We start from the raw sequence: 21231 nt of genomic DNA on the forward strand, positions 1-21231 counted from the left end.
CGTTTTTTTGCCCGGTGGCGGCAGCGGGGGGCGCGGGCGGCACAAGGAACCAACAGGGTGCCGCCCGGTGCGCGGGGCGGAGCAGGCAAACTTTCCCCGCGGCAGCGTGTCTATCTCTCCTGACCCCCATGAAAGGGGGGCGGGACAATCAGGTTTTGCTGGGAACAGGCTATCCTCTGGCTGAGGTGCTGACGCCGCGCAGGCGTGGGCAGGCCCTGTTTATCAACCGGTCCGCTACGCCGGACAAGTAGGGAGTCGATATGGTTGCGGTAAGAAGTGCACATTTGAACACGGCGGGCGAATTTGCGCTGGATGCGTGGATTGACAGTTTAGGCTTATCCAGCCCCCAGTCAGGTGAGCGTCTGGCCGAAACCTGGCGTTACTGCGAGCAGCAGACCCAGGGCCACCCCCAGGCGTCGCTGCTGCTGTGGCGCGGCCTGGAGATGGTGGAGATCCTCTCGACCCTCAGCATGGACAATGACAGCATGCGCGCCGCGCTGCTGTTCCCGCTGGTCAATGAGGGCATCATTGACGAGGCGACCCTCACCGCGGCGTTCGGCCAGAGCATCACTTCGCTGGTGCATGGCGTCATCGATATGGACGCCATCCGCCAGCTGAAAGCCACGCAGAATGACTCGATGGCGTCGGAGCAGGTCGATAACGTGCGCCGGATGCTGCTGGCGATGGTGGAAGATTTCCGCTGCGTGGTGCTGAAGCTGGCGGAGCGCATCGCCCACCTGCGCGAAGTCAAAGACGCGCCGGAAGATGAGCGCGTGCTGGCGGCCAAAGAGTGTACCAACATCTATGCGCCGCTCGCCAACCGCCTCGGCATCGGCCAGCTCAAATGGGAGCTGGAGGATTTCTGTTTCCGCTACCTGCACCCTGACGAATACAAACGCATCGCCAAACTGCTGCATGAGCGCCGCATCGACCGCGAGCAGTACATCGACGACTTCGTCGGCAATCTGCGCCGGGCGATGCAGGTCGAGAACATCAAAGCGGACATCTACGGCCGCCCGAAACACATCTACAGCATCTGGCGCAAAATGCAGAAGAAGTCACTCGCCTTTGATGAGCTGTTTGACGTGCGCGCGGTGCGGATCGTGGTGGATCGGTTGCAGGACTGCTACGCCGCGCTGGGGATCGTGCACACCCATTACCGCCACCTGCCGGATGAGTTCGACGATTACGTCGCCAACCCGAAACCCAACGGCTACCAGTCGATCCACACCGTGGTGCTTGGCCCGCGCGGTTTGCCGCTGGAGATCCAGATCCGTACCCGGCAGATGCATGAAGATGCAGAGCTGGGCGTGGCCGCGCACTGGAAATATAAAGAGGGTGCGCCGGTGGTGGGCGCCCGCACCGGCTACGAGGAGCGCATCGCCTGGCTGCGTAAACTGATCGCCTGGCAGGAGGAAATGGCGGACTCCGGCGAAATGCTGGACGAAGTGCGCAGCCAGGTGTTCGACGACAGGGTCTACGTCTTTACGCCGAAAGGCGATGTGGTTGACCTGCCCACCGGATCCACGCCGCTCGATTTCGCCTACCACATCCACAGCGATGTCGGGCACCGCTGCATCGGCGCGAAAATCGGCGGGCGTATCGTGCCGTTCACCTATCAGTTACAGATGGGTGACCAGATCGAGATCATCACCCAGAAGCACCCGAACCCGAGCCGTGACTGGCTGAACCCGAACCTCGGCTACATCACCACCAGCCGCGGCCGGTCGAAAGTGCAGAACTGGTTCCGCAAACTGGATCGCGACAAGAACATCATCGCCGGGCGGCAGATCCTGGATGATGAACTGGCGCGGCTTGGCATCAGCCTGAAAGAGGCGGAGAAGGTGCTGATCCCGCGGTATAACGTCAACTCGCTGGACGAAGTGCTGGCGGCGATTGGCGGCGGCGACATCCGCCTCAACCAGATGGTCAACTTCCTCCAGGCGCAGCTGAACAAGCCGACGGCCGAAGAGCTTGACCGGGAAGCGCTGCGCCAGCTGACGCAAAAAAGCGCGCCGTCGCACCAGCGCGCCGCCAACAAAGACAACGGCCGCGTGGTGGTGGAGGGCGTCGGCAACCTGATGCACCACATCGCGCGCTGCTGCCAGCCGATCCCGGGCGATGAGATTGTCGGCTTTATCACCCAGGGGCGCGGCATCTCGATCCACCGCGCCGACTGCGACCAGCTGGCCGACCTGCGCTCCCACGCGCCGGAGCGGCTGGTGGACGCCGTCTGGGGCGAAAGCTACTCCAGCGGCTATTCGCTGGTGGTGCGGGTCACGGCCAACGACCGCAGCGGCCTGCTGCGTGACATCACCACCATTCTGGCGAATGAGAAGGTGAATGTGCTGGGCGTCGCCAGCCGCAGCGACACCAAAGAGCAGCTCGCCACCATCGACATGGAGATTGAGATCTACAACCTCCAGGTGCTGGGCCGGGTGATCGCCAAACTGAACCAGCTGCCCGACGTGCTGGAAGCCCGCCGGCTGCACGGCAGCTGATGCTTACCACAGGGCCCGGTTATCCGGGCCTTGTGCTCTCTTTTCCCGGAACCGCCGTTCCGCCTACCGTTGAGATGTACCATGACTGAACACGCCCCCCTTGACCGCCTGCTTGCCATTATGAAAACCCTGCGCGACCCGCAACAGGGCTGCCCGTGGGATCGCGAACAGACCTTCGAGACCATCGCCCCCTATACGCTGGAAGAGACCTACGAGGTGCTGGATGCGATCCAGCGCCGTGACTACGCGGATCTGCGCGACGAGCTGGGCGACCTGCTGTTCCAGGTGGTGTTCCACGCCCAGATGGGCAGCGAGCAGGGCTTATTTACCTTTAATGATGTCTGTGACGCCATCAGTGACAAGCTGGAGCGCCGCCATCCGCATGTGTTTGGTAAGGAGGGCGATAAGCGCAGCGGCGGGCCGTCGGCGGCGCGCTGGGAGGGGCTGAAAGCGCAGGAGCGGGCGGGCAAAGCGCTGCATTCGGCGATGGATGACATCCCGGAGGCGCTGCCCGCGCTGATGCGGGCGCATAAAATCCAGAAGCGCTGTGCGGCCGTCGGCTTCGACTGGGAAACCCTGGGGCCGGTGGTGGACAAAGTGCATGAAGAGATTGATGAGGTGATGCACGAGGCGCAGCAGGCGGTGGTGGATCAGGAGAAGCTGGGCGAGGAGATCGGCGACCTGCTGTTCGCCACCGTTAACCTGTCACGCCACCTCGGCCATAAGGCGGAAAATGCCCTGCAAGCCGCCAACCGCAAGTTCGCCCGCCGCTTCCGCTCGGTCGAGACGATCATTCAGGCGCAAGGGCTGACCACGGAACAGGCGACGCTGGAACAGATGGAAGACGCCTGGCAGCAGGTAAAGCGCGATGAGGCGAAGGATCAGAACCCCGCATAAGCGCAGCCCGATCGCGTAAGCCCGGCCCTGTTATTTTCAGCCAAAGTGCGGGCTTACAGCGGCGTTTATCAGCGCTAGACTGGCCGCCTTTCCCCTGACAGGAGCGGCCAGTATGTTAAGAAAGTTATCCGGTATCAGTGTGATGGTGTGTGCGGCGACCCTGAGTATGACGGCGCTCGCCGGCCCGCGCGCCTCATCCCTCTCTTCTACGGTGCAACAGGTGCGCGAGGCGGTGAATACCCACAATATTGCGCCGTGCCGCGGTAAAAAAGAGGGCGATAAAGTGACCCTTTCCACCCGCGGCGGCGGCACGGCACAGGCCACCTGCACCCTGACGGCGATCCGCGATCCGGCGCAGAACAGCGGCGTCACGCCGCGCTGAGGCGGGCATCACCAATCAACAGAACAGATAAATAAAGTGCCACAATCCGTGGCGTAAAATGGCCAAAAAGAGGGGCAAAACAGCGCGGAAATCCGCTTTGCGCACCCTGAGCCATAAAACGATCAATTGTGGCCTCCCCAAGGTTCCGGTATACTACTTTCCCGTCCTGGTTCTTCCATCGTCTTTAAACCTAAACTCTCAGGTTCAGCATGACAACTAATTATATTTTTGTGACCGGCGGGGTCGTCTCCTCTCTGGGTAAAGGCATTGCCGCAGCCTCCCTGGCGGCTATTCTTGAAGCCCGTGGCCTCAACGTTACCATCATGAAACTGGACCCGTACATCAACGTGGACCCGGGCACCATGAGCCCGACTCAGCATGGTGAGGTTTTCGTCACCGAAGACGGCGCAGAAACTGACCTCGATTTAGGTCACTACGAGCGTTTCATCCGTACCAAAATGTCCCGCCGCAACAACTTCACCACCGGCCGCATCTACTCCGATGTGCTGCGCAAAGAGCGCCGTGGTGACTATCTGGGCGCGACCATCCAGGTTATCCCGCACATCACCAACGCCATTAAAGAGCGCATCATCGAAGGCGGTGAAGGCCACGATGTGGTGCTGGTTGAAATCGGCGGCACCGTGGGTGACATCGAATCCCTGCCGTTCCTGGAAGCGATCCGCCAGATGGCGGTGGACGTGGGCCGCGAGCACACCCTCTACATGCACCTGACGCTGGTGCCGTACATGGCCGCGGCCGGTGAGGTGAAAACCAAACCGACCCAGCACTCGGTGAAAGAACTGCTCTCTATCGGCATCCAGCCGGATGTGCTGATCTGCCGCTCTGACCGCGCTGTGCCTGCCAACGAACGCGCAAAAATTGCGCTGTTCTGTAACGTGCCGGAAAAAGCGGTTATCTCCTTAAAAGATGTTGATTCAATTTATAAAATCCCGGCGCTCTTGAAATCACAGGGCCTGGACGATTATATTTGTAAACGATTCAGCTTGAACGCGCCGGAAGCGAACCTGGCCGAATGGGAACAGGTTATCTATGAAGAGGCCAACCCGGGCGGTGAAGTGACCATCGGTATGATCGGCAAGTACGTGGAACTGCCGGATGCCTATAAGTCGGTGATTGAGGCGCTGAAACATGGCGGACTGAAAAACCGCCTGACGGTTAACATCAAGCTTATCGACTCGCAGGACGTGGAAACCCGCGGCGAAGAGGTGCTCAAAGACCTCGACGCTATCCTGATCCCCGGCGGCTTCGGCTACCGTGGGGTAGAGGGGAAGGTGTTCGCCGCCCGTTATGCGCGTGAAAACAAGATTCCTTATCTGGGCATTTGCCTGGGTATGCAGGTGGCACTGATGGAGTTCGCCCGCCACGTGGCCGGCATGGACAACGCAAACTCCACTGAGTTTGTGCCAGACTGTAAGTATCCGGTGGTTGCGTTGATCACCGAGTGGCGCGATGAAAACGGCAACGTTGAAGTGCGCGACGAGAAGAGTGATTTGGGTGGGACCATGCGTGTGGGTGGGCAGCAGTGCCACCTGACCGAAGGCAGCCTGGTCCGCCAGATGTATGGCGAGCCGACCATCGTAGAGCGTCATCGTCACCGTTATGAAGTCAACAACATGTTGTTGAAGCAGATCGAAGCGGCGGGTTTGCGTGTTGCCGGTCTCTCTGCAGACAAGCAGTTGGTGGAAATTATTGAGATCCCGAACCACCCGTGGTTCGTGGCGTGTCAGTTCCACCCGGAATTTACGTCAACGCCGCGTGATGGTCACCCGTTGTTTGCAGGCTTCGTCAAGGCTGCCGGTGAGTATCAGAAGCGTCAGGTAAAATAAAATATCGATGAGCAGTGCGCACCCCGGTGCGCACTGTTTGTCTGGAGTTTTAGTTTAACTTGTACTGAGGAAAACCTAATGTCCAAAATCGTTAAAGTCATCGGTCGCGAAATCATCGACTCCCGTGGTAACCCGACGGTAGAAGCTGAAGTGCATCTGGAAGGTGGTTTCGTTGGTCTGGCGGCGGCACCATCAGGTGCATCTACCGGTTCCCGTGAAGCACTGGAACTGCGTGACGGTGACAAATCCCGTTTCCTGGGTAAAGGCGTGACCAAAGCCGTTGACGCGGTAAACGGCCCGATTGCGCAGGCTGTAACCGGTAAAGATGCTAAAGACCAGGCGAACATCGACAAGATCATGATCGAGCTGGACGGCACCGAGAACAAATCCCAGTTCGGCGCCAACGCCATCCTGGCGGTTTCCCTGGCTGCGGCCAAAGCCGCTGCAGCAGCGAAAGGTATGCCGCTGTACGAGCACATTGCTGAACTGAACGGCACCCCGGGCAAATTCTCCATGCCGCTGCCGATGATGAACATCATCAACGGTGGTGAGCACGCTGACAACAACGTCGACATCCAGGAATTCATGATTCAGCCGGTTGGCGCGAAAACTGTGAAAGAAGCCATCCGTATGGGTTCTGAAGTTTTCCATAACCTGGCAAAAGTACTGAAATCCAAAGGCATGAGCACCGCCGTAGGTGACGAAGGCGGCTACGCGCCGAACCTGGGGTCCAACGCCGAAGCACTGGCCGTTATCGCGGAAGCGGTAAAAGCAGCCGGTTACGAGCTGGGCAAAGACATCACCCTGGCGATGGACTGCGCCGCCTCTGAGTTCTACAAAGACGGCAAATATGTGCTGGCCGGCGAAGGCAACAAAGCCTTCACCTCTGAAGAGTTCACCCACTTCCTGGAAGACCTGACCAAACAGTACCCGATCGTCTCCATCGAAGATGGCCTGGACGAATCTGACTGGGACGGTTTCGCCTACCAGACCAAAGTGCTGGGCGACAAAATCCAGCTGGTGGGTGACGATCTGTTCGTGACCAACACCAAGATCCTGAAAGAAGGGATCGAGAAAGGCATCGCTAACTCCATCCTGATCAAATTCAACCAGATCGGTTCCCTGACCGAAACCCTGGCTGCGATCAAAATGGCTAAAGACGCCGGCTACACCGCGGTTATCTCCCACCGTTCCGGTGAAACCGAAGACGCCACCATTGCTGACCTGGCAGTGGGTACCGCAGCAGGCCAGATCAAAACCGGTTCTATGAGCCGTTCTGACCGCGTTGCCAAGTACAACCAACTGATCCGTATCGAAGAAGCGCTGGGCAACCGTGCGCCGTTCAACGGTCTGAAAGAAGTGAAAGGCCAGTAATCGCTGCGCCGGACACCTCTGATAAAACCCGCTCCGGCGGGTTTTTTTATGGGCTTTTTTCAGGGCAGTAACGCCCCGAAACAGTAAAGGCTGCGCTATATTTGGTCAGCGCGGCGTTATCTGCCATAATCACGCCCCTTCAAAACCACTACTAATGAGAATGTCATGCAGTACCCGATTAATGAGATGTTCCAGACCCTGCAAGGGGAAGGCTATTTTACCGGCGTGCCGGCCATTTTTATTCGCCTGCAGGGATGCCCGGTAGGGTGCAGCTGGTGCGACACCAAACACACCTGGGACAAATTGGCCGATCGGGAAGTCGCGCTGGATGAGATTCTGGTCAAGACCACCGAGACCGACGCCTGGGGCGCGGCGACCACCGAAGATCTGCTGGCGGTGATTGAGCGCAACGGTTATACCGCGCGCCATATCGTGATCACCGGCGGCGAGCCGTGCATCCACGATCTCGGCCCACTGACATTGCTGCTGGAAAAAAGCGGCTTCACCTGCCAGATCGAAACCAGCGGCACCCATGACGTGCGCTGCTCGCCGAACACCTGGGTCACGGTGTCGCCGAAAGTGAATATGCGCGGCGGCATGGAAGTGCTGGACCAGGCGCTGAAACGGGCCGATGAGATCAAACACCCGGTGGCGCGTGAGCGTGACATCGAAGCGCTGGACGCCCTGCTGGCGCGGCTGCATGACGATAAGTACCGTGTGGTGGCCCTGCAGCCGATCAGCCAGAAAGAGGACGCGACCCGCCTCTGTATCGAAACCTGTATCGCGCGTAACTGGCGTCTGTCGATGCAGACGCACAAGTACCTCAATATCGCCTGATTCAAAAACCCGCTGCGGCGGGTTTTTTTATGGGCCGGTTTTGAAACACGTCACAAATCGCAATTATTCCCCGGCGGGGCAGGCGGCCCGCCGGTTTTCCTCTGCCTTCGCCGGGGCAGTGCCCCGGCCTGTCCCGGTGGTGGCTGAAAGCATACAAAATCAATCATCTTCCTGAGAACGCGCCTGACCCCGTTAACGAAAAAAATGCTGAGCTTTATCGCATCCTTGAACAGAAAAAATTAACGCGATAATGGTTATTTTGCTTATGAATAAACCCCGCTTTTGGCCCTCTTGCTATTTATTCGTCGCAGGTATGTGATGAGGGAGAATACCCCCGAACCCTGTGCGGAGTTTATCATGAGCAAAAACATCGTTTTTTGTGCGGATGGTACGTGGAATGGGATCGCCAATGACGATAACGACGATAACGAGTTTGAATGCAGCAATGTATTAAAACTCTTTAAAAGCCTGAAAGGCGTGCCGGAAGAATTAAACCACGTCCAGCCCGAGGAGCAGGAAAAGGTCTTTACCGAAAATGGGCAGCTGAAGCAGGTGGCTAAATATATTCATGGCGTCGGCGACAGCAATAACTGGCTGATCAAAAACCTTGAAGGGATATTCGGCAGCGGCACCATTCAGCGCATTGTGCGGGGGTACACCTTTATCAGCCGCCACTATCAGCGAGATGACAAAATATTCATCGTCGGTTTCAGCCGGGGGGCTTATACCGCGCGGGCGCTGGCGGGCATGATTGCTTCCCAGGGGCTGCTGGATGCAGAGAAACTGAACCTGGCTGATGAGAGTGAAGAACATAAAGCGCAGGCCTACCGCTGGGGGACGGCCGTCTGGGCAGAGTACCGCCGTAAGGCCAGACACGAACCATCGTGGCAGGACAGGATCGCCTCTTTTAAACGTTCGCTGTTTGGCGATGACCCAGGCCCGGTTGACCCGGAGTCGATGATCTTTTTTGTGCCGGTCGAGATGGTGGCCGTGTGGGATACCGTCGGCTCGCTGGGGATCCCTCATTATAATAAGGACGAGCGGATCGATTTATTCCGCTTTGCCGATACCGCCCTGAATGACAGAGTGAAATTGGGCCGCCATGCGATTTCCCTCGACGAACAGCGGATCGATTTTACCCCGGTATTATGGGATGCCCGCCAGGGAATACAGCAGGTTTTATTTCCCGGCGCGCATTCCGACGTCGGCGGCGGTTACCCGGAAAAAGAGAGCGGCCTCTCCAATGGGGCCTATCACTGGATGCACGAGGAGCTGGCGGAGGCGGGACTATTCCTGAACCCGCATCACTATGTCAGCGATCACCGGGCGCTCTGCCACTGCCCCTGGTTTAATAAAGAGTTCTATAAAACCACTGCCCGGCAATTAACCTCACCGCTGAAAAAAAGCCTGCCCTATCTTTTTGACGGAAATTACACGCTGGCGGTACACCAGTCGGTGCTTGAACGTTGTGCCGAGGAGCAGGTCTCTATTCAGGACCCGGTGACCGGGGAGATCGTCAGCATCCCTTACCGCTCTGACTATCTGGCGGGCTTTATCCAGGATAAGGAGATCATGGTGGTGCCGGTGAAATAAAGGGGGGAGGGGAATAAAAAGCGGGGGCGCATGAACCACCGGGCGGTGGTTCATGCTGTCAGGGTCAGTCGCCCTTATAGATGCAGCCCGCGGTGCAGGTCTCTTTCACCAGCACAGCGCTCAGGATCGGCAGTTGCGGCTTCAGCTCATCCCAAATCCATTTCGCCAGCACTTCGCTGGTCGGGTTCTCCAGGCCGGGGATGTCATTCAGGTAGAAGTGATCCAGACGTTCCCAGGTCGGCTTGAAGAGCGCTTTCAGCTCGGAAAAGTCCATCACCCAGCCGGTATGCGGGTCCACTTCGCCGGTGATCTCCAGACGCACCATAAAGGAGTGGCCGTGCAGACGACCGCATTTATGCCCTTCCGGCACATGGGGAAGCCGGTGGGCGGCTTCAAATTGAAAATCTTTAAACAGCGTGGTTACCATTGCTACCGTCTCATTGACTCAAAAAACCGGCGAATACTACCGGAAAGCGCCGCCCCGCGCCATGAAATCTCACCGGTTTCCCTGAATGCCGCGAAACTTTTTTTCAGCGGCCTGTTTGCCCCGGTACAGTGCTTTATCAAGGTGTTAGGCCGATTTGCCGGAGAAAAGATGAACGAATTCAACGCTATGAAAATGCGCTTTTACCACTTTTTCCGGTAACTCCCACCACTAAAACAGCTTAGGCATTTTAGTTATTTGTTATGTCCATCCCTTATTTACGTGTTGCCAGACCACTGGGTAACCTTACAAACTCTCTACTTTCTCTCTTTTTCCCAGTCTCACCCGACTCGACGAAAACAGACACTGACTTACGCACAAGGGAATCGGTACTGCAATGACGACTCAGGCACCACCTACTTCGCTGCTCCCGCTCACGCCCGAGCAACTGGCACGCCTGCAAGGCGCAATCGGTGAGTTTTCACCGACCCAGTTGGCCTGGCTCTCCGGCTATTTCTGGGGCATGGTTAACCAGCAACCGGGCGCAGCCGTGCCTGCTGCCCCGGCCGCGCCGGCGGCCAGCAGCATCACGCTGATCTCCGCCTCGCAAACCGGCAATGCCCGCCGTCTGGCAGAGCAGCTGCGTGATGACCTGCTGGCCGCCAACCTCACGGTGAACCTGGTCAACGCCGGTGATTACAAATTCAAGCAGATCGCGCAAGAGAAGCTGCTGGTGATGGTCGCCTCCACCCAGGGGGAGGGCGAACCGGCCGAAGAGGCGGTGGCCCTGCATAAGTTCCTGTTCTCGAAAAAAGCGCCGAAGCTCACCGACACCGCCTTTGCGGTGTTCGGCCTGGGTGACACCTCCTACGAGTTCTTCTGTAAAGCGGGCAAAGACTTTGACGCCAAACTGGCGGAGCTGGGCGGTGAACGCCTGCTCGACCGCGTGGACGCGGACGTAGAGTACCAGGCGCAGGCGGAGCAGTGGCGTAAGCAGGTCGTCGGGGTGCTGAAAGCGCGCGCCCCGGCACAGCCCGCGGCCGCCGTCCAGGCGGCGCAGAGCGGCACGGTGAACCAGGTGGTCTCGACCCCTTACACCAAAGAAGAGCCGCTGACCGCCACGCTGCTGCTCAACCAGAAAATTACCGGCCGCAACTCCGATAAAGATGTGCGCCACATTGAGATCGACCTCGGCGACGCCGGCCTGCACTATCAGGCGGGTGACGCGTTGGGCGTCTGGTTCGACAACGACCCGGCGCTGGTGGATGAACTGCTGGGCCTGCTGTGGCTCAAGGGCGATGAAAGCATCACCCTGGAGGGCAAGCCGCTGACGCTGCGCGATGCGCTGATCCGCCACTATGAGCTGACGCAAAACACCCCGGTGATCGTCAGCAACTATGCCGCGCTGGCACGCAATGAAGAGCTTACCGCGCTGATTGCCGACAAAGCCCGCCTGCAACACTACGCGCAGACCACGCCGATTGTAGACATGGTGCGCCAGGCACCGATGGAGCTGAATGCTGACCAGCTCACCGGGCTGCTGCGCCCGCTGACGCCGCGCCTCTACTCTATCGCCTCTTCCCCGGCGGAAAATGAGGGAGAAGTGCACATTACCGTGGGCGTGGTGCGTTACGAAATTGACGGCCGCCCGCGTACCGGCGGGGCGTCCGGTTACCTGGCCGACCGCCTGGAAGAGGAGGGCGAGGTGCGGGTGTTTATCGAGCACAACGACAACTTCCGCCTGCCTGCCGACCCGGACGCGCCGGTGATCATGATTGGCCCCGGCACCGGCATCGCGCCGTTCCGCGCCTTTATGCAACAGCGTGACAACGACGGCGCAGGCGGCAAAAACTGGCTGTTCTTCGGCAACCCGCACTTCACGGAGGATTTCCTCTACCAGGTGGAGTGGCAGCGTTATGTGAAAGAGGGGCTGCTGACCCATATCGACCTCGCCTGGTCACGCGATCAGGCGGAAAAAGTCTACGTACAGGACAAACTGCGCGAGAAGGGCGCGGAAGTCTGGCAGTGGATCCAGGAAGGCGCGCACATCTATGTCTGCGGCGACGCCAACCGGATGGCCAAAGATGTTGATCGGGCACTGGTGGAACTGGTGGCAGAACACGGTGCGATGGACGCCGAGTCAGCCGATGAATTTTTAAGTGAGCTGCGCCTTGCGCGCCGTTATCAGCGAGATGTGTACTAATGAGCGATAAACACCCCGGGCCTCTGGTTGTGGAAGGCAAACTCAGCGATGCCGAGCGCATGAAGCGCGAAAGTAACTACCTGCGCGGCACCATTAAAGAAGACCTGAACGATGGCCTGACCGGTGCCTTCAACGGCGACAACTTCCTGCTGATCCGTTTCCACGGCATGTACCAGCAGGATGACCGCGACATCCGCGCCGAGCGCGCCGCCCAGAAGCTGGAACCGCGCCACGCGATGATGCTGCGCTGCCGCCTGCCGGGCGGCATCATGACGCCGCAGCAGTGGCTGGGCATCGACAAATTTGCCGCCGAGAGCACGCTCTACGGCAGCATCCGCATCACCAACCGCCAGACTTTCCAGTTCCACGGCATCCTGAAGCCGAACGTGAAGCCGGTACACCAGCTGCTGAACAAGCTGGGGCTGGACGCGCTGGCCACCGCCAACGACGTCAACCGTAACGTGCTCTGCACCTCTAACCCGGTGGAGTCGGAACTGCATCAGGAAGCGTACCAGTGGGCGAAAAAGCTCTCGGAGCACCTGTTGCCGCGCACCCGCGCCTATGCGGAAGTCTGGCTGGATCAGGAGAAAGTCGAAACCACCGACGAAGAGCCGATCCTCGGTGCGACCTACCTGCCGCGTAAATTCAAAACCACGGTGGTGATCCCGCCGCAGAACGACGTTGACCTGCACGCCAACGACCTGAACTTTGTGGCCATCGCCGACAACGGCAAACTGGTGGGCTTCAACGTGCTGGTGGGCGGCGGGCTTTCCATCGCCCACGGTGACAAGAAAACCTACGCGCGCACCGCGAGCGAGCTGGGCTTTATCCCGCTGGAGCACACCCTGGCGGTGGCGGAAGCGGTGGTCACCACCCAGCGCGACTGGGGCAACCGTACCGACCGTAAAAACGCCAAGACCAAATACACCCTGGAGCGGGTCGGCGTTGACACCTTCAAAGCGGAAGTGGAAAAGCGCGCCGGCATCCTGTTTGCACCGGTCCGCCCTTACGCTTTTACCGGCCGTGGCGACCGCATCGGCTGGGTGAAAGGCATCGACAACCAGTGGCACCTGACGCTGTTTATCGAGAACGGCCGCATCCTTGACTACCCGGGCCGCCCGCTGAAAACCGGCCTGGCGGAGATTGCGAAGATCCACAAAGGGGATTTCCGCCTTACCGCCAACCAGAACCTGATCGTGGCCGGTGTGCCGGAGCAGGAGAAGGCGCGCATTGAAGCGCTGGCGCGCGATCATGGGCTGATCGATGACCAGCTCACCGAGCAGCGTAAAAACTCGATGGCCTGCGTCTCCTACCCGACCTGCCCGCTGGCGATGGCCGAGGCAGAACGCTTCCTGCCGGAGTTCGTCACGCAGGTCGAGGAGATCATGCACCGCCACGGCGTCGGCAACGAGCACATCGTGCTGCGCGTCACCGGCTGCCCGAACGGCTGCGGCCGGGCGCTGCTGGCGGAGATCGGGCTGGTGGGCAAGGCGATCAACCGCTACAACCTGCACCTGGGCGGTAACCTGGCCGGGACGCGCATCCCGCGGATGTACCGCGAGAACATCAGCTCAGAAGAGATCCTGACGATTATCGATGAGCTGGTGGGCCGCTGGGCGGCAGAACGCACGCCGGGCGAAGGCTTTGGTGACTTTACCATCCGTACCGGCATCATCCGCCCGGTGCTGGACCCGGCACGTGATTTCTGGGAGTAAGGCGTTTGCCTGACGACCCCTGTTTACGCTGAGGAGCACTGATGTCGCACTTTAATCTGGCAGAACTGAACGCCTTGCCGAAATCCGGCCAGGCACTGGCATTGGCAGAGGCCAACGCCGCCCTGGAGGCGCTGAGCGCCGAACAGCGTGTGGCCTGGGCGCTGGAGCAGCTGCCGGGGGAGTTTGTGCTCTCCTCCAGCTTCGGCATTCAGGCGGCGGTCTGCCTGCACCTGGTGACGCGCCAGCGCCCGGACATCCCGGTGATCCTGACCGACACCGGCTACCTCTTCCCGGAGACTTACCAGTTCATCGACGCGCTCACCGAGCAGCTCAACCTGAACCTGAAGGTCTTCCGGGCGGAGCAGTCGCCCGCCTGGCAGGAAGCACGCTACGGCAAGCTCTGGGAGCAGGGCGTCGAAGGGATTGAGCGCTACAACCAGCTCAACAAAGTGGAGCCGATGAACCGCGCCATGGAAACGCTGGGGGCGGGCACCTGGTTTGCCGGGCTGCGCCGCGAGCAGTCCGGCAGCCGGGCGCACCTGCCGGTGCTGGCGGTGCAGCGCGGGGTGTTCAAGGTGTTGCCGATCATCGACTGGGACAACCAGCAGGTCTACCGCTACCTGAAGCAGCACGGCCTGAGCTACCACCCATTGTGGGAGCAGGGTTACCTCTCGGTGGGCGACACCCACACCACCAAAAAGTGGGAGCCGGGCATGAAAGAGGAAGAGACCCGCTTCTTCGGCCTGAAACGTGAGTGCGGCCTGCACGAGTAAGCCCCCGCAGTCACAAAAGCGCGGCCCTGCAGGGGGCCGCGCTTTTTTATTGCCTGCTGCCTGCGGTATTCATTTGCCCCGCGTATTGTTGCCCCTATATTCCATAAAGGAACTAATCATTCCATTTCGTCATTTCATAAGGCGGAAGGGCACACCGTATAGTCTCGTTATCAATTTTTTAGCTATGTAAAGGCTGTTGTGGACTATCTCCCCCTTTTTGCCGACCTCAAACAACGTCCGGTTCTGGTGGTGGGCGGCGGCGAAGTCGCCTCGCGCAAAATCGAATTACTTCTGCGCGCAGGTGCGGAAGTGCGGATAGTGGCGCAGGCGCTTCACCCTGAACTCCAGGCCCGCCATGACCAGCAGCAGGTCATCTGGCTGGCGGAAGCCTTTGATCCCGCCCAACTCGATGACGTGTTCCTGGTGATTGCCGCCACTGACGACAACGCCCTGAATGCCGCCGTCTTTGACGAAGCAGACCGCCGCCGGGTGCTGGCAAACGTGGTGGATGACCAGCCGAAGTGCTCCTTTATCTTCCCGTCGATTGTTGACCGTTCACCGCTGGTCGTTGCCATCTCCTCCAGCGGCACAGCGCCGGTGCTGGCGCGTATGCTGCGCGAGAAGCTGGAAGCGCTGCTGCCTGCCAGCCTCGGCACCATGGCGGAGATCGCCGGCAACTGGCGCGGCCGGGTGAAAGACCAGCTGCGCTCCATGACGGAACGCCGCCGCTTCTGGGAGAAAGCCTTCGGCGGCCGCTTTGCCGCGCTGGTGGAGAGCGGCCAGCCTGAGCTGGCGGAGCAGGCGTTGGGGGAAACCCTGATGCAGCACCAGAAAGAGGGCGGGCAGGTGACGCTGGTGGGGGCAGGGCCGGGCGACGCCGGGCTGCTGACCCTGCGCGGTCTGCAGGTGATGCAGCAGGCTGACGTGGTGCTGTATGACCACCTGGTCAGCGACGAGGTGCTGGAGCTGGTGCGCCGTGACGCCGACCGCATCTGCGTCGGCAAGCGTGCCGGGGCGCACTCGGTGGCGCAGGAGGAGACCAACCGCCTGCTGGTGGAGCTGGCGCTGAAGGGCAAACGGGTGGTGCGCCTTAAAGGCGGTGACCCGTTCATCTTCGGGCGCGGCGGCGAGGAGCTGCAGGCGGTGAAGGCCGCCGGTATCCCGTTCCAGGTGGTGCCGGGCGTCACTGCGGCGGCCGGGGCTACCGCCTACGCTGGTATCCCGCTGACCCACCGCGACCACGCCCAGAGCGTGCAGTTTATTACCGGCCACTGCCGCCCGGACGGCGACGCCTTCGACTGGGCGACGCTGGCCCGCAGCCGCCAGACGCTGGCGATCTACATGGGCACCGTCAAGGCGGCGGAGATCAGCACGCAGCTGATCGCCCACGGCCGCGCCGCCGACACGCCGGTGGCGGTGATCGGCCGCGGCACCCGCGCCGACCAGCAGGTGCTGACCGGCACCCTGGCGCAGCTCGATATTCTGGCTCAACAGGCACCCACACCAGCTTTGCTGGTGATTGGCGAAGTGGTCTCACTCCATTCGCAACTCGCCTGGTTTGGGCATCAACCGCAGGCGGACGGCTTCCAACGCCCGTCCGTCGTGAATTTGGCTTAAGGATCTGTTATGGACGAAAAACGACTCACACATTTGCGGCAACTGGAGGCGGAGAGCATCCATATCATCCGTGAGGTCGCCGCTGAATTCGGTAACCCGGTGATGCTCTACTCCATCGGGAAAGACTCGTCGGTGATGCTGCACCTGGCGCGCAAAGCCTTCTACCCGGGCACCCTGCCGTTCCCGCTGCTGCATGTGGATACCGGCTGGAAATTCCGCGAGATGTACGAGTTCCGCGACCGCACCGCCAAAAACTACGGCTGCGAACTGCTGGTGCACAAAAACCCGGAAGGGGTGGCGATGGGCATCAACCCGTTCGTACACGGCAGCGCCAAGCACACCGACATCATGAAAACCGAAGGGCTGAAACAGGCGCTGAACAAATACGGCTTTGATGCCGCGTTCGGCGGCGCGCGCCGCGATGAGGAGAAATCCCGCGCGAAAGAGCGCATTTACTCCTTCCGCGACCGCTTCCACCGCTGGGACCCGAAAAACCAGCGCCCGGAGCTGTGGCATAACTACAACGGCCAGATCAACAAAGGGGAGAGCATCCGCGTCTTCCCGCTGTCGAACTGGACGGAGCTGGACATCTGGCAATATATCTACCTGGAAAACATCGAGATTGTGCCGCTCTACCTCGCCGCGCCGCGCCCGGTGCTGGAGCGCGACGGCATGCTGCTGATGGTGGATGATGACCGCATCGACCTGCAACCGGGCGAAGTGATTACGCAGAAGATGGTGCGCTTCCGTACCCTCGGCTGCTGGCCGCTGACCGGCGCGGTGGAGTCCGAAGCGCAAACGCTGCCGGAGATCATCGAAGAGATGCTGGTCTCCACCACCAGTGAGCGCCAGGGGCGCGCCATCGACCGCGATCAGGCCGGGTCGATGGAGTTGAAAAAGCGTCAGGGATATTTCTAAGGAACACGCCAGATGAATAATGCAATTGCACAACAGATCGCCGAACAGGGTGGCGTAGAAGGCTACCTGAAGAGCCAGCAGCACAAAAGCCTGCTGCGTTTCCTGACCTGCGGCAGCGTCGATGACGGCAAATCCACGCTGATCGGCCGCCTGCTGCACGACACCCGCCAGATTTATGAGGACCAGCTCTCCTCGCTGCACAACGACAGCAAACGCCACGGCACCCAGGGCGAGAAACTCGACCTGGCGCTGCTGGTGGACGGCCTCCAGGCCGAGCGCGAGCAGGGCATCACCATCGATGTGGCGTACCGCTACTTCTCCACGGAGAAGCGCAAATTTATCATCGCGGACACGCCGGGGCATGAGCAGTACACCCGCAACATGGCGACCGGTGCCTCGACCTGCGATCTGGCGATCCTGCTGATCGACGCCCGCAAAGGGGTACTGGACCAGACCCGCCGTCACAGCTTCATCGCCACGCTGCTGGGCATCCGTCACCTGGTGGTGGCGGTGAACAAGATGGATCTGGTGGAGTACAGCGAAACCGTCTACGAGCAGTTCAAGCAGGACTACCTCGATTTCGCCCAGCAACTGCCGGCGGATCTCGACATCAAATTCGTGCCGATGTCTGCGCTGGAAGGGGACAACGTCGCCACCCAGAGCAGCAAAATGGGCTGGTATACCGGCCCGACGCTGCTGGAGCTGCTGGAGACGGTCAACGTCATCAACGTCAGCGAACAGCAGCCGCTGCGCTTCCCGGTGCAGTACGTCAACCGCCCGAACCTCGACTTCCGCGGCTATGCCGGCACCCTGGCCGCCGGGGTGGTACGGGTCGGCCAGCGGGTGAAAGTGCTGCCGTCAGGCGTGGAGTCCACGGTGGCGCGCATCGTCACCTTCGACGGCGACCTGCAGGAAGCCTGGGCAGGTGAGGCGATCACGCTGGTACTGAAGGATGAGATCGACATCAGCCGCGGTGACCTGCTGGTAGACGCGGCCGACACCCTGAAGCCGGTGTACCATGCGCTGGTGGATGTGGTGTGGATGGCCGAACAGCCGCTGGTGCCGGGGCAGAGTTATGACATCAAGGTCGCGGGCAAGAAATCACGCGCGCGGGTGGAGAACATCCAGTATCAGGTGGAGATCAACTCCCTGACCCAGCGCGTGGTGGAAAACCTGCCGCTGAACGGCATCGGGCTGGTGGAACTCACCTTCGATGAGCCGCTGATGCTGGACAACTACCAGGCCAACGCCGTGACCGGCGGGATGATCTTTATCGATCGCCTGACCAACGTCACCGTGGGTGCAGGCATGGTGCGTGAAGCGCTCGAGACCGTGTTCGAAGAGCCGCGTGCCTTCAGCGCCTTTGAGCTGGAGCTGAACGCGCTGGTGCGCCGCCACTTCCCGCACTGGGGTGCGCGTGACCTGCTGGGTGGTAAATAAACGTGTCTGACCGCGACGAAAACATCGTCTGGCACCCGCACGCCGTCGCACGTGCGGACCGTGAGGCGCTGCACCGCCACCAGGGCACGGTGCTCTGGTTCACCGGGCTGTCAGGCTCCGGCAAGTCCACGGTGGCCGGGGCGCTGGAGCAGGCGTTGCACGCCCACGGCGTCAGCACCTATCTGCTGGATGGGGATAATGTGCGCCACGGGCTGTGCCGCGACCTCGGCTTCTCCGATGATGACCGGCGGGAAAATATCCGCCGGGTCGGGGAGGTGGCGAAGCTGATGGTGGATGCCGGGCTGGTGGTGCTCACCGCCTTTATCTCCCCGCACCGGGCAGAGCGGCAGATGGTGCGCGAGCTGCTCGGCGACCGCTTTATTGAAGTGTTTGTGGATACGCCGCTGGCACTCTGTGAAGCGCGCGATCCCAAAGGCTTATATAAGAAAGCGCGCGCCGGGGAGCTGAAAAACTTCACCGGGATTGACTCGGTTTACGAAGCGCCAGAAGCCCCTGATATCCATCTGAAAGGTGAACAATTAGTAACAAATTTAGTAGAGCAAATGTTAGACGTTCTGCGTCGCCGCGTTATTATCGAACCCTGAACCGGCTGTGGCCCCGCGCCTTCGCGCGCAGGGCCGCACTGAGACCACAGGGATCACCGTATGCAGACTATCCGCCCCTATTCCCCTGCCGGCCGCGAGGCCAATGCGCCGTCGCGGCCTTCGCGCCCGGTGGCTGAACGGCGTGACGGCGAGGAGCCTTCTTACTCCTTTCTGGGCGGCAGCGCGGGGTTCGTCTTCTACTGGCTCGCTTTTGCCCTTCCTTTTGTGGTGTATGGTGCCAATACCCTGTTTTTCCTGCTCTATACCTGGCCGTTCTTTCTGACGCTGATGCCGGTCTCGGTGCTGGCGGGCATCGCCATCAGTATGCTGCTGCGCGGCCATGTGCTGCTGACGTTGCTGCTGAGCGGTGCGGTGGTGATCTGCCTCTTCTGGCTGCTCTTCTCGTTTCTGACCGGTTGGTAAGCCCTGCCGCCGCTGTCTGCCGTTTTCCCTGCTTTTCCCCGGCCTGCCGCCGGCACCACCGGTTATCTGTGCGGAATCCGCGATCTATTCTCCCGGCCAATGCATTGCGCATGTGGAGTCGAACGTAAAGTTATGGGATGATTGCCGGGTTTTTCAGGGGGCGGGCATGGGCAAATTAACGCTGCTGTTATTGATTTTACTTGGCTGGCTCCAGTATTCACTGTGGCTGGGCAAGAATGGTATTCACGATTATGTCCGGGTGGATGATGACGTTACGGTCCAGAAGGCCAATAACGCCAAGCTGAAATCACGGAACGATCAGCTTTTTGCTGAAATAGATGATTTGAACGGCGGTCAGGAAGCGATCGAAGAGCGCGCGCGCAACGAACTCGGGATGATCAAACCGGGTGAGACCTTCTACCGGCTGGTGCCTGACCAATCCAAACGCAGCGCAACCACCGCGTCTGCGCAAAACAACGCACACTAATCAGATGAACAACGCAGGTTCCCTTCCAGAGATCATTGCCGTTGTGCCGGCCGCCGGAATCGGCAGCCGTATGCAGGCACAATGCCCGAAGCAGTACCTCACCATCGGCCACCAGACCCTGATTGAGCACGCCATCGCGGCGCTGCTGCGCCACCCGCGCATCAGCCGGGTGATTGTGGCCGTCAGCCCGCAGGACACGCACTTTACGTCTTTGCCGATTGCCGCAGACCCGCGGATTCACGTAGTGTCGGGCGGGGCAGAGCGGGCCGACTCCGTGCTGGCGGGGCTGGCATGCGCCGGCGACGCGGCCTGGGTGCTGGTGCATGACGCCGCGCGCCCCTGCCTGCATCAGGACGATCTGGCGCGCCTGCTGGCGATCACCGCCACCAGCGAGGTTGGCGGTATCCTGGCGGCCCCGGTGCGGGACACCATGAAGCGCGCCGAAGCGGGCGTGGCGGCCGTGGCGCACACCGTTGACCGGCAGAACCTGTGGCACGCCCTGACGCCGCAGCTCTTCCCGCTGGCGCTGCTCAAAGCCTGCCTCAGCCGGGCGCTGAGCGAGGGGGCCACCATCACGGACGAAGCCTCGGCGCTGGAGTATTGTGGTTACCATCCGCAGCTGGTGCCCGGCCGCGCGGACAACATCAAAGTGACGCAGCCGGAAGATCTGGCGCTGGCGGCATTTTATCTTTCTCATTTTTCAACACAGGAGCACGCATGATGCGTATCGGTCACGGATTTGATGTACATAAATTTGGTGGGGAAGGCCCACTGGTGATCGGCGGCGTGCGTATTCCGTACCCTCAGGGGCTGCTGGCGCACTCCGACGGCGACGTGGCGCTGCATGCGGCCACCGATGCGCTGCTGGGCGCGGCGGCGCTGGGAGACATCGGCAAGCTCTTCCCGGACACCGACCCGGCGTACAAAGGCGCAGACAGCCGCGCCCTGCTGCGTGAGGCCTACCGCCGCATTCTGGCGAAAGGCTACCGCCTCGGTAACCTCGACATCACCCTGATTGCGCAGGCACCGAAAATGGCCCCGCATATCCCGCAGATGCGGGTCAACCTGGCCGAGGATTTGCAGTGCCATATGGATGATGTCAACGTGAAGGCCACCACTACCGAGCAGCTCGGCTTTACCGGGCGCGGTGAGGGCATCGCCTGTGCGGCCGTCGCGCTGCTGATCAAGGCCTGAT

At 60.5% G+C, this 21231-nt stretch carries 19 protein-coding genes; 18 read left to right on the plus strand and 1 reads right to left on the minus strand.

From position 1 onward, the window contains the following. The first annotated feature begins 260 nt into the window (after nucleotides 1-260). The 7 genes from relA to CYR32_RS06180 all read left to right on the plus strand — a co-directional run bounded on the left by relA (nucleotide 261) and on the right by CYR32_RS06180 (nucleotide 9431). Nucleotides 261-2501 carry a GTP diphosphokinase gene (gene relA, locus CYR32_RS06150; RefSeq protein ID WP_101823498.1) on the plus strand — a complete coding sequence of 747 codons (2241 nt, stop codon included), beginning with the start codon at nucleotides 261-263 and terminating at the stop codon, nucleotides 2499-2501. Between the two features lie 81 nt (nucleotides 2502-2582). After that, nucleotides 2583-3398, plus strand: coding sequence for a nucleoside triphosphate pyrophosphohydrolase (gene mazG, locus CYR32_RS06155; protein WP_101823499.1), 816 nt, complete (start codon nucleotides 2583-2585; stop codon nucleotides 3396-3398). A gap of 112 nt (nucleotides 3399-3510) precedes the next feature. Next, nucleotides 3511-3780 carry a hypothetical protein gene (locus CYR32_RS06160; RefSeq protein ID WP_241523753.1) on the plus strand — a complete coding sequence of 90 codons (270 nt, stop codon included), beginning with the start codon at nucleotides 3511-3513 and terminating at the stop codon, nucleotides 3778-3780. Between the two features lie 209 nt (nucleotides 3781-3989). Next, entirely contained in the window at nucleotides 3990-5627 is a 1638-nt protein-coding gene (gene pyrG / locus CYR32_RS06165; RefSeq protein ID WP_101823500.1) for a glutamine hydrolyzing CTP synthase, read from the plus strand. A 78-nt stretch (nucleotides 5628-5705) separates the two neighbouring features. Beyond that, nucleotides 5706-7001 carry a phosphopyruvate hydratase gene (eno, locus tag CYR32_RS06170; protein ID WP_072928962.1) on the plus strand — a complete coding sequence of 432 codons (1296 nt, stop codon included), beginning with the start codon at nucleotides 5706-5708 and terminating at the stop codon, nucleotides 6999-7001. Nucleotides 7002-7166: 165 nt separating this feature from the next. Further along, on the plus strand, nucleotides 7167-7838 hold the full coding sequence (queE, locus tag CYR32_RS06175; RefSeq protein ID WP_101823501.1) for a 7-carboxy-7-deazaguanine synthase QueE: 672 nt from the start codon (nucleotides 7167-7169) through the stop codon (nucleotides 7836-7838). A gap of 357 nt (nucleotides 7839-8195) precedes the next feature. After that, nucleotides 8196-9431 (plus strand): DUF2235 domain-containing protein, encoded by a 1236-nt coding sequence (locus tag CYR32_RS06180; protein WP_165698187.1) that lies wholly within the window; start codon nucleotides 8196-8198, stop codon nucleotides 9429-9431. Nucleotides 9432-9495: 64 nt separating this feature from the next. Here the strand turns inward: CYR32_RS06180 and queD are convergent, their stop codons facing one another. Beyond that, nucleotides 9496-9858, minus strand: coding sequence for a 6-carboxytetrahydropterin synthase QueD (queD, locus tag CYR32_RS06185; RefSeq protein ID WP_101823503.1), 363 nt, complete (start codon nucleotides 9856-9858; stop codon nucleotides 9496-9498). A 394-nt stretch (nucleotides 9859-10252) separates the two neighbouring features. On the opposite strand from queD, the gene cysJ reads away from it, so the two are divergent. The 11 genes from cysJ to ispF all read left to right on the plus strand — a co-directional run bounded on the left by cysJ (nucleotide 10253) and on the right by ispF (nucleotide 21230). Further along, entirely contained in the window at nucleotides 10253-12058 is a 1806-nt protein-coding gene (cysJ, locus tag CYR32_RS06190; protein WP_101823504.1) for an NADPH-dependent assimilatory sulfite reductase flavoprotein subunit, read from the plus strand. Next, on the plus strand, nucleotides 12058-13773 hold the full coding sequence (gene cysI, locus CYR32_RS06195) for an assimilatory sulfite reductase (NADPH) hemoprotein subunit (RefSeq protein WP_101823505.1): 1716 nt from the start codon (nucleotides 12058-12060) through the stop codon (nucleotides 13771-13773). Before cysJ ends, cysI begins: the two co-directional genes overlap by 1 nt. A gap of 41 nt (nucleotides 13774-13814) precedes the next feature. After that, entirely contained in the window at nucleotides 13815-14546 is a 732-nt protein-coding gene (locus CYR32_RS06200) for a phosphoadenylyl-sulfate reductase (protein ID WP_101823506.1), read from the plus strand. Between the two features lie 198 nt (nucleotides 14547-14744). Then, nucleotides 14745-16163, plus strand: coding sequence for a siroheme synthase CysG (cysG, locus tag CYR32_RS06205; RefSeq protein WP_101823507.1), 1419 nt, complete (start codon nucleotides 14745-14747; stop codon nucleotides 16161-16163). A 9-nt stretch (nucleotides 16164-16172) separates the two neighbouring features. Beyond that, complete coding sequence (gene cysD, locus CYR32_RS06210; RefSeq protein WP_101823508.1) at nucleotides 16173-17081, plus strand: sulfate adenylyltransferase subunit CysD; 909 nt, start codon at nucleotides 16173-16175, stop codon at nucleotides 17079-17081. A gap of 12 nt (nucleotides 17082-17093) precedes the next feature. Further along, on the plus strand, nucleotides 17094-18521 hold the full coding sequence (gene cysN / locus CYR32_RS06215) for a sulfate adenylyltransferase subunit CysN (RefSeq protein WP_101823509.1): 1428 nt from the start codon (nucleotides 17094-17096) through the stop codon (nucleotides 18519-18521). A gap of 2 nt (nucleotides 18522-18523) precedes the next feature. Continuing rightward, a complete protein-coding gene (gene cysC, locus CYR32_RS06220) occupies nucleotides 18524-19126 on the plus strand; it encodes an adenylyl-sulfate kinase (RefSeq protein WP_241523754.1) in 603 nt (200 codons plus the stop codon). A gap of 60 nt (nucleotides 19127-19186) precedes the next feature. Then, a complete protein-coding gene (locus CYR32_RS06225) occupies nucleotides 19187-19549 on the plus strand; it encodes a DUF3561 family protein (RefSeq protein WP_101823511.1) in 363 nt (120 codons plus the stop codon). A gap of 166 nt (nucleotides 19550-19715) precedes the next feature. Beyond that, a complete protein-coding gene (gene ftsB, locus CYR32_RS06230) occupies nucleotides 19716-20036 on the plus strand; it encodes a cell division protein FtsB (RefSeq protein WP_101823512.1) in 321 nt (106 codons plus the stop codon). A 4-nt stretch (nucleotides 20037-20040) separates the two neighbouring features. After that, nucleotides 20041-20757 carry a 2-C-methyl-D-erythritol 4-phosphate cytidylyltransferase gene (gene ispD, locus CYR32_RS06235; RefSeq protein WP_101823513.1) on the plus strand — a complete coding sequence of 239 codons (717 nt, stop codon included), beginning with the start codon at nucleotides 20041-20043 and terminating at the stop codon, nucleotides 20755-20757. Then, on the plus strand, nucleotides 20757-21230 hold the full coding sequence (ispF, locus tag CYR32_RS06240; RefSeq protein ID WP_101823559.1) for a 2-C-methyl-D-erythritol 2,4-cyclodiphosphate synthase: 474 nt from the start codon (nucleotides 20757-20759) through the stop codon (nucleotides 21228-21230). Before ispD ends, ispF begins: the two co-directional genes overlap by 1 nt. Nucleotide 21231: the final 1 nt, after the last annotated feature.

The organism is Chimaeribacter coloradensis, from assembly GCF_002858715.1.
Lineage (GTDB): Bacteria > Pseudomonadota > Gammaproteobacteria > Enterobacterales > Enterobacteriaceae > Chimaeribacter > Chimaeribacter coloradensis.

Excerpts from the sequence above, each read along its gene's own strand:
- cysI (WP_101823505.1), top strand. The coding sequence starts at position 12,058 with ATGAGCGATAAACACCCCGGGCCTCTGGTTGTGGAAGGCAAACTCAGC.
- ispD (WP_101823513.1), top strand. The coding sequence starts at position 20,041 with ATGAACAACGCAGGTTCCCTTCCAGAGATCATTGCCGTTGTGCCGGCC.
- pyrG (WP_101823500.1), top strand. The coding sequence starts at position 3,990 with ATGACAACTAATTATATTTTTGTGACCGGCGGGGTCGTCTCCTCTCTG.
- CYR32_RS06180 (WP_165698187.1), top strand. The coding sequence starts at position 8,196 with ATGAGCAAAAACATCGTTTTTTGTGCGGATGGTACGTGGAATGGGATC.
- ispF (WP_101823559.1), top strand. The coding sequence starts at position 20,757 with ATGCGTATCGGTCACGGATTTGATGTACATAAATTTGGTGGGGAAGGC.
- eno (WP_072928962.1), top strand. The coding sequence starts at position 5,706 with ATGTCCAAAATCGTTAAAGTCATCGGTCGCGAAATCATCGACTCCCGT.
- CYR32_RS06225 (WP_101823511.1), top strand. The coding sequence starts at position 19,187 with ATGCAGACTATCCGCCCCTATTCCCCTGCCGGCCGCGAGGCCAATGCG.
- CYR32_RS06200 (WP_101823506.1), top strand. The coding sequence starts at position 13,815 with ATGTCGCACTTTAATCTGGCAGAACTGAACGCCTTGCCGAAATCCGGC.
- cysN (WP_101823509.1), top strand. The coding sequence starts at position 17,094 with ATGAATAATGCAATTGCACAACAGATCGCCGAACAGGGTGGCGTAGAA.
- cysJ (WP_101823504.1), top strand. The coding sequence starts at position 10,253 with ATGACGACTCAGGCACCACCTACTTCGCTGCTCCCGCTCACGCCCGAG.
- cysD (WP_101823508.1), top strand. The coding sequence starts at position 16,173 with ATGGACGAAAAACGACTCACACATTTGCGGCAACTGGAGGCGGAGAGC.
- CYR32_RS06160 (WP_241523753.1), top strand. The coding sequence starts at position 3,511 with ATGTTAAGAAAGTTATCCGGTATCAGTGTGATGGTGTGTGCGGCGACC.
- relA (WP_101823498.1), top strand. The coding sequence starts at position 261 with ATGGTTGCGGTAAGAAGTGCACATTTGAACACGGCGGGCGAATTTGCG.
- queD (WP_101823503.1), bottom strand. The coding sequence starts at position 9,858 with ATGGTAACCACGCTGTTTAAAGATTTTCAATTTGAAGCCGCCCACCGG.
- mazG (WP_101823499.1), top strand. The coding sequence starts at position 2,583 with ATGACTGAACACGCCCCCCTTGACCGCCTGCTTGCCATTATGAAAACC.
- queE (WP_101823501.1), top strand. The coding sequence starts at position 7,167 with ATGCAGTACCCGATTAATGAGATGTTCCAGACCCTGCAAGGGGAAGGC.
- ftsB (WP_101823512.1), top strand. The coding sequence starts at position 19,716 with ATGGGCAAATTAACGCTGCTGTTATTGATTTTACTTGGCTGGCTCCAG.